An 11,799-nucleotide genomic window follows, 5' to 3' on the forward strand; every position below is an offset into this window, starting at 1 on the left:
CCGGCGTCGAGATGTCCGTGGCTGACCAGGGCGTTCTCGGCGTAGCCGGTGATGAACAGCACGTTGAGATCGGGGCGATACTGCCGTGCGGCGTCGGCCATCTGCCGGCCGTTCATGCCGCCGGGCAGGCCGACATCGGTGATCAGCAGATCGATCCGTGCGGCCGATTGCAGAATGGCGAGACCGGCGGCGCCGTCCTCGGCTTCGATCGTGCCGTAGCCGAGTTCGGCCAAGGCCTCGCCCACCAGCATCCGCACCGATGGCTCATCATCCACGATCAACACCATCTCGCCGGTTCCCACCGGCAGCGGGATCACCGGTGTCACCGCCGCCGGCGCGTCCGCCGCCCCGGTATGGCGTGGCAGGTAGAGGCACACGCTGCTGCCTTGCCCCGGTTCGGAATAAATCCGCACTTGGCCGCCGGATTGCCGGGCGAAGCCATAGACCATCGAAAGTCCCAGCCCGGTGCCGAGTCCGATCGGCTTGGTGGTGAAAAACGGGTCGAACGCCCGTGCGATCACGGCGGCGCTCATGCCGGTCCCGTTATCGGTGACGCAGAGCGACACGTAATCCCCCGCGGGCAGTTCGAGGCTCAGGCCAGAGCGGGCATCGACATGCCGATTGGCGGTTTCCACCGTCAGCCGGCCGCCGTCGGGCATGGCGTCGCGCGCGTTGATACACAGGTTGAGCAGCGCGTTCTCCAATTGATTTGGATCGCACAGTGTGGCCGCGACATCCGTCCCCAGCGCCAGTTCCAGATCGATCGCGGGGCCGACCGTCCGATCGATCATCTCCTCCATCCCCGTCACCAGCCGATTGAGATCGATCGGTTGCGGCGTCAGGGTTTGCCGGCGCGAAAACGCGAGCAGCCGCTGGGTCAGCGCCGCGGCGCGCGATGCCGCGCTCTGCGCCCCGGCCAGATAGGTGTCGAGCGCCTCGTAGCGCCGCTGGCCGAGCCGCAATTGCAGCAATTCCAGATTACCGGAAATCCCGGTCAGCAGATTGTTGAAATCATGGGCGATACCGCCGGTGAGCTGCCCGATCGCCTGCATTTTCTGCGCCTGGCGCAACTGCTCCTCGACCTGGCGGCGCTCGGTCAGATCGGCCGCCTCGGGCACCAGCGCAATCACCTCGCCGGCGACATTCAGCACCGGCCGGATCGACAGATCGAGAATCCGTGGCCCGCCGGGCAGGATCACCGTAACCTCCTCGGTCACGACCTGTCCGGTCGCGGCGGTGGCGATCATCTCCGCGACGCGCGCGGGCATCCCCGGCGTCGCGGCGAACCACGGCGTCTCGGCGAACGGCATCCCGACCACGGCATCGAGTGTGGTGCCGATCAGGAGGAGCGAGGCCGCATTGGTTTCAAGCAGCGTGCCGGTGGGCGTCAGCAATCCCTGCGCCATCGAGCTGGTGCCGAAAATCGTGCGCAGCCGCGCCACGGAATGTTCGAGCGCCTCGGCCTGACGTTTCTCGACCGTGATGTGCCGCCCGCTGGCATAGATCAATCCCGCCTCAGCGGTCGCCACCCAGGCGATCCAGCGCCACGACCCGTCCCGATGCAGATAGCGGTTCTCATGGAACGGCAAAGGCTGCGACGCGACCATCTGGAGCCGGGCCTCGCTCGCCGCCCGATCCTCCGGATGCACGAACGCAAGGACCGACCGCCCGATCAGCGCCTCGGTCGGCCAGCCCAGAATCGTGGTCCAGGCATCATTCACCGCGCGGATCATCCCGCCGCCATCGAGCACGACCTGCAAATCCTGCGCGTTCTTCCAGGCCCGGTCCCGCTCGCGGGTCCGCTGCTCGACCTGCTGTTCGAGCGTTGCGTTCAGGGCTTCGAGCGCCTGTTGCGCCCGCAACCGCTCGATCACGGCACGGGTGCGGTCGGCCACGCTGCGCATGAAATCGACATCGCCCGATGTCCAATGATGCCCATCGGCGCGCGCGGCATAATACAGCGCCACGAACTGGCCGCGCTCGAAGATCGGCAGGTTGATCATCGCCCGCACGCCGATCGCCCGCAACCGTTCCGCGTTCGCGCGGGTGCGATCGTCGTGTTCGACATCATCGACCACCACGATCTCGCCGCGTTTCAGCGCCTCGACATAATCGCCGAAATCGCGGAACCGCAGCCGCCCGGTGATGGCCTCGACGTCGGGATGATGGAAGTCGAACTGAATATCGATGGTCTCGGCCAGCGGATCGACCACGCCATAGCCGGCGCGGCTGACGCCGAGGGTGCGGGCCAGCGTCTCGGCCGCGCAATAGGCGATCTCGTCGATATCGGCCAACGCGCGCAGCCGATCCCCGAAGGTGAACAATTCGGACTGGCGTTGCTGGACCTCGCGGATCTGGGTGATGTCACGCCCGACCGAAACCAGCCGTTCGGGCAACCCATCGGCGCCGGGCAGCGGCGAGATCACCACATCCCACCATTTCGGCGTGCCGGCATGGGTGGCGCAGAACCCCTGAAACCGTCCGATGCCGCCGTTGCGCGCCTCGGCCAGCGCCGCCTCGGCCGCGCGCAGATCATCGCCCTGCCAGACCCGCAGCCACGAGCGGCCCAGCACCGCATCGACATCGGTGATCTCCATGCTTTCGATGCCGCCGTCGCTGACGAACAACGTATGACCATCGAGATCGAGCACCACGATACAATCGCGCGCCGAGCGCAGGATCAGCGCATTCATCCCGCGCGCCTCGCGCAGGGTGGCATCGGCGGCGCGCTGCTCGGTGCGGTCGCGCAGAATCTTCAGAAACCCGATATGGCTATCGCCCTGGTCGCGCAGCGGCATCATCTCGCCGCTCGCCCAGAACCGGCTGCCGTCCTTGCGCAGATGCCAGCGCTCATCATTCGCCCGATCGCTGACCAGGGCGCGGCGCATCTCGGTGCCGGGCCGATCCTGCGCGCGATCGTCGCCGGTAAAGATCAGCCCGACGTGGCGCCCCGTCGCCTCGTCGGCGGACCAGCCGAAAATCTGTTCGGCGCCGCTGTTCCAATCGATGATGACACCGGCGCGATCGGTCGCGACGATGGCAAAATCGACCGCGCTCTGAAACACGGCCCGGTAGACAACATCCGGCGCCAAACCGCCCTGCGTCTCCGAAGCGGTATCGCTGGCTGGCCCGGCTCGGTCGGTCACGCTGTTCCTTTCAGTGGCAGAAAATCCGGTCAGTGGCAGCAAATCCGGCGCTCACGGGACCGCGACCACCGCGGCGTCACAGGGCTATGACCGATGGCTTAGCCCGTCCCGGCGCTTCGGTAAACCGGGCAGCACCGATGACGATGCAAGGCAGCGGATAAGGAGCGCAGTAAATCAATGTCAACGTTGGATCGAACAGATTGGCCGCATCTTCATCATCCAGCAATCACCAAGTTATCTTTGATCGATCTTCGCCTGCGCTCTTGGTTTGACTGCCATCTATCACCACATCGCGATCAGCAAAACGTCATGCGCCACAGTCCTGCGCTTCAGGACACGATCCAGCAGACAAGATTTCCAGCACACAAGATTTGACGTTTCATTCCACGCTCCGGCTTCGGTTCTTCGCCGTCCGGACATCCAAACGGGAGGTTTCATGGGACTTATTCTTCTGATCATTCTGATCGTCATCCTGTTCGGCGGTGGCGGCGGCTATTACGGCTACAACCGTTACGGCGGTCGCGGTCTCGGCGGCGTGCTTGGAATCGTGCTCGTGGTGCTGATCGTTCTGTGGCTGTTCGGCGGCATGGGCTACCACGGCGGCATGCGCTGAGGCGCCGTTGCGTCTGATCGTCGCCCGCGTCGCAATGCTCCCGTTCGCAGCACCCGGTTTCAGCCTGGCTTGTTCCAGGCTAGACTGAGGCGAACGGATGAGGATGACAATGATGATCGATGAAGCAGCGGTTCGCGCCCGGATCGGCCAGTTCCGCACGGCGGACGGCGGCGGTTTGCCAGCGGCCATGATCGACAGCGTCGCGGTGCGCGACGGCATCGTTCAGGTCGCATTGACCGTGGCGAAGGCCGATGCGCCGCGGCTCGACCCGCTGCGCCAGGGACTCGAGCGCGACCTCGCGGCTCTCAGCGGGGTGCGCAACGCGACCGTCATGTTCACCGCCCCCCGCGCGGCACCGGCCGAGGCTCCGGCGGCGACTCTGCTGGGTCAGGTCAAATCGATCATCGCGGTCGCCTCCGGCAAGGGCGGCGTCGGCAAATCGACCGTCGCGGTCAATCTCGCGGTGTCGCTTGCCGCCAGGGGATTGAGCGTCGGTCTTCTCGATGCCGACATCTATGGACCATCCCTGCCCCGCATGCTCGGCACCGCCGGCAAACCCGACATGATCGGCAACAAGCTGGTGCCGATCGATGCCTGGGGGCTGAAAGCGATTTCGATCGGCCATGTCGTGGCCGAGGACACCGCGATGGTCTGGCGCGGCCCGATGGTTCTGAACGCGCTGATGCAGCTGATGACCCAGGTGGATTGGCCGGCGCTCGATGTCATGGTGATCGATCTGCCGCCCGGCACCGGGGATATTCAGCTCACGTTGTCGCAGCGGCTGAAACTGACCGGCGCCGTCGTGGTCTCGACGCCGCAGGACATCGCCCTGCTCGATGCGCGGCGCGGGGTCTCGATGTTCCAGCAGGTCCGGGTGCCGGTGCTCGGCATCGTCGAGAACATGAGCTTCTTCTGCTGCCCCAACTGCGGCACCCGCACCGAGATTTTCGGCCACGGCGGCGCACGGGCCGAAGCGGCGCGGATCGGCGTGCCATTTCTGGGCGAGGTGCCGCTGCTGCCGGCGATTCGCGAAACCTCGGACGCCGGCACCCCGATCGCCGTGAGCGCGCCCGGCAGCGAGGCCGCCTTGGCATTCATGGCGGTGGCCGATGCGGTGATGCGCCAGATGGGCGGCGAACGCACCGCGGGACCGCGCATCGTGATCGAGTGATGGCGTGGCCGAAATCGGGTTCTATCACCTGACCCGCACCGACGTGGCGGCGGCGCTGCCGGCCCTGCTCGGCCGCACGCTGGCTGCCGGGCAGCGGGCGGTGGTGCGCGGCCAGGATCCCGCGCTGATCACCGCCCTCGATGCGTCGCTATGGCTCTCGACCCATCCGGACTGGCTGCCGCATGGCAGTGCCGACGATGGCTTCGCGGCCCAGCAGCCGATCTGGCTGACCACCGGCGATGACGTGCCGAACCAGGCGGCGTATCTGTTCCTGATCGACGGCGCCACGGCCGATCTCAGCCGTTTCACCCGCGTGTTCGATCTGTTCGACGGCACCGATTCGGCGGCGCTGGCCGCGGCGCGCGGGCGCTGGGTGGCGGCAAAAACCGCGGGCCACAACCTGACCTATTGGCAACAGGCCGATCGCGGCTGGATCAAGAAGCTTTAACCCGGCATTAATTTCCATGCGCGATACTCCGGATCGATGGAGTCAAGGAACCGATGTCGGCCACCAAAGCGCAACTCTTATTCGAAACCGGCAACGCCCACGATGCCGCCGGCGCCTACGATGCCGCGGTGGCGGCTTTCGCGGCCTGTGCCGCGCTGGCGCCCGATCATGTGGCAGCCCAGATCAATCTCGGCAACGCCCTGATCAAGGCGGAGCGGATCGATGAAGCGATCGATGCCTATCGTCGCTGCCTCACCCTCGCGCCGAACCTCGTCGATGTGATGTTCGCCCTCGGCAATGCGCTGAGCACCGCGAACCGGCTGCCCGAAGCGGTGGAGACCTACATCACCTGCCTGCGCCACGCGCCGGATTTCGGAGCGGTCTATGTCAATCTGGCCGGAGCGCTCCGCCGCCTCGGCGTGCTCGATCATGCCACGATCATGGCGGAAACCGCCGTGCGGCTGATGCCCGGCGACGTCGATGCCCTGGCCTGCCTGGCCGGGCTTCATTACGATCAAGGTGATTTCGAAGCCGCCGTCGTCGGATATGGGCACGCACTCGCCGCCGCACCCAGCCATGCCGGCGTGCTCAGCAGCCTCGCCAATGCGCTGCACAGCGCGGGACGGTTGGACGCCGCCCTCGCATTGCACGAGCGTGCTTACGCAACCGCGCCCAACAATGCGGACTACCGCTACAACCGCGCCCTCAGCCTGCTGGCCGCTGGCGATTACGAGCGGGGCTGGGTCGAGCATGAATGGCGGCACCGCCGCAGCAGGGCGGCGCGCCTCGCGATCGAGCGTGGCCCGGCCTGGACCGGCGAGCCGATCGCCGGGCGGACGATTCTGCTCCACGCCGAACAGGGTTTCGGCGACACCCTGCAGTTCGTGCGCTACGCCCCCCTGGTCGCGGCGCTGGGCGCGCGGGTGATCCTGCAGGTTCCGGAACCGCTGGTCAGGCTGATGCGATCCGTGCCGAGCGTGGCCGAGGTGGTTGGCAACAACGATCCGGCGCCCCGGTTCGAGACACATTGCGCCCTGATGAGCCTGCCGCTGCGTTTCGGCACCACGGTGGCGACGATCCCGGCGCCGATTCCCTATCTGAGTGTGGCCCCGGCCGCCGTCGCGCGCTGGCGTGGCTGGTTCGCCGATGATGAGCGCCGCCGGGTCGGGCTGGTCTGGGCGGGCGGCACCCATCATGGCGACATCGACTCCCATCTGATCGATCGCCGGCGCTCCCTGCCGATCACCGCTCTCGCGCCGCTCGCCGCGGTCGATCGGGTACAGTTCGTCTGCCTCCAGCGGGACGCAGCGACGCTGCCGCGACAGCTCGATCTCATCGACCCGATGCCGCTGGTCGCGGATTTCGCCGACACTGCCGCACTGATCGCATCGCTCGATCTGGTGATCGCCGTGGATACGGCGGTGGCGCATCTGGCCGGGGCGCTCGGCAAGCCGGTGTGGCTGCTCTCACGCTATGATGGCTGCTGGCGCTGGTTCGAGCGCCGCAGCGACACGCCATGGTACCCGACGATGCGGATTTTCCGTCAGGCCCGACCACAGGATTGGGATGGGGTGATCCGCCACATTGTCGGCGCGCTCAACCAAGGGATGGGCACCGATCAGAGGCATTTGGCGGTCGCCTGATCAGCTCGGATCGGGGTAATGGATGGATCGGATCTCGATGGTTTCCGGCCCCCGCGGCGTCTGCACCACGACCTCGTCGCCGCAGCGGGCGCGCAGCAGGGCGCGCGCCACCGGTGAGGCGATACTGACCGTCGCCTCCGCCATGCTCGCCTCATCGACGCCGACGATCGTGACCGTGACGTCCTGATCCGATTGGGTGACGTAGCTTACGGTGGCGCCGAAAAATACCCGGTCGCGCTGGGTTTGCCGCGCCGGATCGACGATCTCGGCATCTTCCAGCCGTTGAGCGATGAAGCCCAGCCGGCGGTCGATCTCGCGCAGCCGGCGCTTGCCTTCCTTGTAATCGGCATTCTCGCTGCGATCACCATTGCTCGCCGCCCAGGAGACGATGGCGACGATCTTGTGCCGATCTGCGCGCAGAGCAGCGCGCTCGGCCTCGAGGCGCCGGTAGCCGGCGGGGGTCATGTGGACCTTGCCCGGTCGGGTCGGCGGCGCGGTCGCTGTCATCGGGTCATGCTCAGACGGAGTCGCACGCGGACGACCTTTGGTCATGTCTGGCGTCGGCGGGCTACGACGGCGTCATGGTCACCGCCACCATTTCACCGGCGTCGGCTCCGCTTCGGCGGGTGGTGCCGCCGGCCTCGTCCGGCGCGGGCGGGCCACCGGTTTGGTGAGGCGCGCCGGCTCGGGATCGGCGGTGGTCATGACGGTTGCGGGAACCGGTGATGGTAAGACCGGGTTGGGTAAGTCGGGGGCGGGCGCGGTTTCCGGTACGGCGGGCGGCGTCCTCTCGGTGCGTTCGATGTCGGCATGCGCCAGCCTCGTCTGCAAACTCTGGATCAGCAGCTGCGCCTCGTGCAGCGATTGCTCGGCGCGCAACCTTGCCGCGCGTTCGGAGTCGCGCTGGCGGGTCATATCGGCCAGGGCCGCGGCGTGGCGATTGTCGCCCTCGGATTTCGGATGCAGGATCACCACCGGAACCTCGCCATCGCGCACGAACCGGCGCCGGGGCTGCGAGGACCCGCCCGGTCCATGCCCGCCATGGGATGACGAGCCGGCGTGCGGATAGGTCTGGTGTTGACTGGAGGCGGGGGCGGCGGTGGGAGTCAGGCCAAGCGAGCGGCGGATTCGGGCCTCGGTCACCTCATCGGAAACTTCAGCCTCGTTGGGCTCATTGAACAAAGAAATACCTCGTGATGATTTGAAAAAAATCTAAAGACCAGAAAGCGCGATCAAAAACGCATTGGCGGTCATTTGATTTCGCTCCGGCGGACTCTGGTTCGACTGTCGCCGGCAGGAAACTAAACAGGGTTATTATGCACGGTCAGCGCCGATTGAGCAAGTGATGTGCCGCGTCCAGCCACCGGCGCAGAATCGATCTCCTCGATTCTGCGCCGGCGCGACCCTTGCCGATCCCTGGTGCGTTGGGACCGCCGGTTACTTTGCCGCGGGAAGCCCGGCCGCCGGCAGCAGCACGCGGAACAGGTTGGAGCCGCTGCCACCGCCGACGGTTGTGGTCGGGAGTTTGCCGTTCCAATGGGTGGCGACCGCATAGGGGATGATGGCGGGATTGTCGCCGGCGGCCTTGCCGACCTGGGCGATCGAGAGCGCGCGCGCCTTGGCGACGATGACGATGGATTGGGCCTTGGCGGTCGCGCGCAGCACGGTGGCCTCGGCCTCGCCCTTGGCCTGGGCGATGCGGGCCTTGGCGGCGCCATCGGCGGTCGCGACCACCTGTTCGGCCATGAACTGCTTTTCCTGCACCAGGTTCTGCTCCTTCACCGCCGAGGCCTTGGCTTCGACCGCCTCCTCGACCGCGCGGTCGAACGCGTGGGTATAGGCGATGCTGCGGATCTGGATGTCGATCACATTGATCCCGAACAGGCGCTTGAGCGCCTTGCTGATCGCTACGTGCATCTGCTCGTCGATGATCGCGCGTCGTTCACTGATGTTGATCGTTTTGTGACTGGCGAACACGCGGAGCGCCCGATCGGCGATGATCGGCTCGATCGTGCGGTTGATGTCGAGATTGCCGGCCTTGCCGACATCGTAGAGCAGATGCATCACGGCACTCGGCGGCACCTGGTAGGTCAGTGAAATCCCGAGCGTCACCAACTGGTTGTCGGCGGTATAGACCTGCACATCCGGCAGGCTGAGCCGTGAGATCGAGGTCTGGATCGGATCGACGGTTTCGATGAACGGCAGCTTGAAATGCACCCCCGGGCGGACCGGTGTCGGGGTGACGACGACGCCGAGCCGGGTGACGCCCGCCATCTCGTTCGGTTGCACGACATAGAAGCAATTACTGAGCACGAACAGCGCGAGCGCCACGATCACCACGAGGCCGAGCCAGCCGACCGGCAGCGGGTTCGACGGCCGCTGGAGACCGCTGCCGGGTGGCGGACGTCCGTTACCCTGGTTGAAATTGTTGAGCAGGCGGGAAATCGGGCTCTCGGCCATCGGGCGCTCCAGAATCGGAATGATCCAACGCGGTTCTTACGCGGTTTGGTCCGGTGCCGATACGGCAAGACCGAGCCGCGCCCACTCGATCACCGGGCAGCGATCCATCACAACCGCGAGACCGGCGGCACGGGCGATCGCGGCGGCATCGTGGTTGATCACGCCAAGTTGCATCCATATGGTTCGCGCCCCGAGGCGGAGGGCGTCGCGCACGGCGGGCATCACCTTGTCGGACGCGCGGAACAGATCGACCAGGTCGAGCGGTGCGGCATCATCGAGGCTGGCGACCACGGGCGCGCCGTGCAGAAGCTGCCCGGCAAGACCGGGATTGACCGGCGTGACGGCATAGCCATGCGTGAGCAGAAAGCGCAGCACGCCGTTCGAGGGCCTCGCCGGATTGGCCGAGGCGCCGACCAGGGCGATCCGGCGGGTTCCGGTCAGAATCGCGCGAATCGCGGCGTCGTTAAGTCCGTCGATCGTCATGTGAAGCTCAGGCGTCGCGGGGATTGCCGCATCAAAGGCTCCTCTGGCTGGCCAGCGTCGTCTCCTGTAAACCCGCCGGCGATGCGCACGGCAAGACCCTATCTGATCTTCATCTTCGGCCTGATCACCCTCGCCCTCTGGTTCTGGCCGAACCGGCCGCAGGGCGGCGCGGTCACGATGCCCGATGCACGGTTCCATTCGGTGTCCTACGCGCCGTTCCGGGCCTGGCAATCGCCGCTGACCAAAACCTTTCCAACCGCCGCCGAAGTGGCGCAGGACCTGCGGCTGATCGCGCGCCATGCCGACGGGATTCGCACCTATTCCTCGCTCGAAGGTCCGTACGACATCGGCGCGCTGGCCAAACAGGCCGGGCTGAAGGTCTGGGTCGGCATCTGGCTCGGCGCCAACCCCGCCGACAACGCGCGCGAGATGGCGGCGGGCATCGCGCAGGCCAACGCCCATCCGCAGACCGACACCCGCGTCGTGGTCGGCAATGAAGTGCTGCTGCGGCGGGATCTGTCGCCGGCCGCCCTGATCAAGGACATCGATTATGTCAAGGCGCGGGTGAAGCAACCGGTGGCCTATGCCGACGTGGCCAGTTTCTGGTTTCAGTTTCCCGAGGTCGCGCGGCATGTGGATATCGTGATGATCCATCTGCTGCCCTACTGGCAGAACCATCCGGTCGATGTGAACGCCGCGATCGCGCGGATCGGCCGAACGATCGCCAAGACCGAGCTTCTGTTTCCGGGCAAGCGGATTTCGGTGGGTGAGACCGGCTGGCCGAGCCGCGGCCGCTGGCGCGGCGATGCCGCCCCGTCCCGCGTCAATGAGGCCGTGTTCCTGCGCAAATTCGTCAGCCTGGCCGATCGCGATCACGTCGATTACAATTTGATCGAGGCGTTCGATCAGGATTGGAAATATCACGACGAAGGCATCGCCGGCGCGAATTGGGGCATCTGGAACGCGGCGCGGCAGCCGAAATTCCCGCTCGAAGGCCCGGTGGTCGAGATGCCGCATTGGCCGCTTTATGCCGGGCTGGCGATCATTGTGTCAGTCTTGCTGGCGGTGCTGGGACAGGCGCGGCGAACAGGCGCGGTGGCGCTGGCGTTCGGGCTGGGCAACGCGCTGGCCTATGCCGGGGCGATCACGTGGCATGAGCTGTATGACGACGCGCTTGTGGTGTGCGCCATCGTCAATCTGCCGGCGCAGGCCGCGCTGGCCTGGCTCGCGATTCGCCGCGCGGTGACCGGGCCGGCCGCACCGGCGGCGAGCGGCGCCGATACCATCGCCCTCCTGCGCGGCCGGGTGAGGCTATGGTCGGCGCCGCGGCGCGGGTTCGATCATGTCTGGTTCCTGTTTCTGTTCACCGCCGCCATCATCCAGGCGTTTCTGGTCTTCGATCCGCGGTACCGCGACGCCCCCTTCGCGGTATTCGCGGTGCCCGTGGTGGTTGCGGCCTGGCGTCTCGCCACGCGCGACTGGCCGTCGGTGCAGAGTTGGCGGGATTGGCTGCCCAGTGTCCTGATCGCCGCCGGAGCCGTCGCCAGCGTGGTGATTTCGGGTCTGCTCAATACCGAGTTCCTGGTCTGGAACGGCTGCGCGATCAGTCTGGCGGCGCCGGCGCTGATCGGCTGGTGGGCGCCGGCGGCGCAGCAACACAAGGCGGCACCCGCCCTGCAGGCCGGGCAACCGCGCTAGCGCGTTATGCGATTAAGTTGACGCGACAGCGGCAACATAATCGCATGAAATCGATCGAAAAAACATAAAGCTAGAGCGATATGCGATTGAGTTGCCGCGGCAGCAGCAACATAATCGCATGAAATCGCTCGAAAAAA

General features: G+C 66.3%; 11 protein-coding genes. 5 read left to right on the forward strand and 6 right to left on the reverse strand.

Annotated features, from left to right (window positions below; genetic code table 11):
* The coding region (locus ACP5E6_RS13015; protein WP_427954684.1) for a PAS domain S-box protein at window positions 1-3,146 on the reverse strand (3,146 nt) is incomplete at its 3' end.
* Window positions 3,147-3,222: 76 nt separating this feature from the next.
* Window positions 3,223-3,372 (reverse strand): hypothetical protein, encoded by a 150-nt coding sequence (locus ACP5E6_RS13020; RefSeq protein WP_427954685.1) that lies wholly within the window; start codon window positions 3,370-3,372, stop codon window positions 3,223-3,225.
* 210 nt (window positions 3,373-3,582) lie between these two features.
* On the opposite strand from ACP5E6_RS13020, the gene ACP5E6_RS13025 reads away from it, so the two are divergent.
* The 4 genes from ACP5E6_RS13025 to ACP5E6_RS13040 all read left to right on the forward strand — a co-directional run bounded on the left by ACP5E6_RS13025 (window position 3,583) and on the right by ACP5E6_RS13040 (window position 7,021).
* Complete coding sequence (locus ACP5E6_RS13025; RefSeq protein ID WP_427954687.1) at window positions 3,583-3,759, forward strand: DUF3309 family protein; 177 nt, start codon at window positions 3,583-3,585, stop codon at window positions 3,757-3,759.
* A gap of 112 nt (window positions 3,760-3,871) precedes the next feature.
* Entirely contained in the window at window positions 3,872-4,930 is a 1,059-nt protein-coding gene (locus ACP5E6_RS13030) for an Mrp/NBP35 family ATP-binding protein (RefSeq protein ID WP_427954688.1), read from the forward strand.
* A 4-nt stretch (window positions 4,931-4,934) separates the two neighbouring features.
* Window positions 4,935-5,378: a DNA polymerase III subunit chi gene (locus ACP5E6_RS13035; protein ID WP_427954689.1), complete on the forward strand. Its 444-nt coding sequence runs from the start codon at window positions 4,935-4,937 to the stop codon at window positions 5,376-5,378.
* Between the two features lie 53 nt (window positions 5,379-5,431).
* The gene (locus ACP5E6_RS13040) at window positions 5,432-7,021 is read left to right on the forward strand and encodes a tetratricopeptide repeat protein (RefSeq protein WP_427954691.1); all 1,590 of its coding nucleotides are present in this window, start codon (window positions 5,432-5,434) and stop codon (window positions 7,019-7,021) included.
* On the opposite strand, the gene greB is transcribed toward ACP5E6_RS13040, so the two are convergent.
* From greB to ACP5E6_RS13060, 4 genes are all read right to left on the reverse strand, one after another.
* The gene (gene greB / locus ACP5E6_RS13045; RefSeq protein WP_427954692.1) at window positions 7,022-7,528 is read right to left on the reverse strand and encodes a transcription elongation factor GreB; all 507 of its coding nucleotides are present in this window, start codon (window positions 7,526-7,528) and stop codon (window positions 7,022-7,024) included. It abuts the gene before it with no gap.
* A 78-nt stretch (window positions 7,529-7,606) separates the two neighbouring features.
* A complete protein-coding gene (locus tag ACP5E6_RS13050; protein ID WP_427954693.1) occupies window positions 7,607-8,203 on the reverse strand; it encodes a hypothetical protein in 597 nt (198 codons plus the stop codon).
* A 255-nt stretch (window positions 8,204-8,458) separates the two neighbouring features.
* Window positions 8,459-9,481 (reverse strand): SPFH domain-containing protein, encoded by a 1,023-nt coding sequence (locus ACP5E6_RS13055; RefSeq protein ID WP_427954694.1) that lies wholly within the window; start codon window positions 9,479-9,481, stop codon window positions 8,459-8,461.
* 36 nt (window positions 9,482-9,517) lie between these two features.
* A complete protein-coding gene (locus ACP5E6_RS13060) occupies window positions 9,518-9,964 on the reverse strand; it encodes a CoA-binding protein (RefSeq protein WP_427954695.1) in 447 nt (148 codons plus the stop codon).
* A gap of 81 nt (window positions 9,965-10,045) precedes the next feature.
* Here ACP5E6_RS13060 and ACP5E6_RS13065 point away from each other — a divergent pair, with 81 nt between their 5' ends.
* The gene (locus tag ACP5E6_RS13065; RefSeq protein WP_427954696.1) at window positions 10,046-11,662 is read left to right on the forward strand and encodes a glycoside hydrolase; all 1,617 of its coding nucleotides are present in this window, start codon (window positions 10,046-10,048) and stop codon (window positions 11,660-11,662) included.
* The last annotated feature ends 137 nt before the right edge of the window (window positions 11,663-11,799 follow it).

The organism is Acidiphilium sp. (genome assembly GCF_049977125.1).
In the GTDB taxonomy this organism is placed as follows: Bacteria; Pseudomonadota; Alphaproteobacteria; order Acetobacterales; family Acetobacteraceae; genus Acidiphilium.

Excerpts from the sequence above, each read along its gene's own strand:
- ACP5E6_RS13025 (WP_427954687.1), top strand. The coding sequence starts at position 3,583 with ATGGGACTTATTCTTCTGATCATTCTGATCGTCATCCTGTTCGGCGGT.
- ACP5E6_RS13030 (WP_427954688.1), top strand. The coding sequence starts at position 3,872 with ATGATCGATGAAGCAGCGGTTCGCGCCCGGATCGGCCAGTTCCGCACG.
- ACP5E6_RS13040 (WP_427954691.1), top strand. The coding sequence starts at position 5,432 with ATGTCGGCCACCAAAGCGCAACTCTTATTCGAAACCGGCAACGCCCAC.
- greB (WP_427954692.1), bottom strand. The coding sequence starts at position 7,528 with ATGACAGCGACCGCGCCGCCGACCCGACCGGGCAAGGTCCACATGACC.
- ACP5E6_RS13055 (WP_427954694.1), bottom strand. The coding sequence starts at position 9,481 with ATGGCCGAGAGCCCGATTTCCCGCCTGCTCAACAATTTCAACCAGGGT.
- ACP5E6_RS13060 (WP_427954695.1), bottom strand. The coding sequence starts at position 9,964 with ATGACGATCGACGGACTTAACGACGCCGCGATTCGCGCGATTCTGACC.
- ACP5E6_RS13065 (WP_427954696.1), top strand. The coding sequence starts at position 10,046 with ATGCGCACGGCAAGACCCTATCTGATCTTCATCTTCGGCCTGATCACC.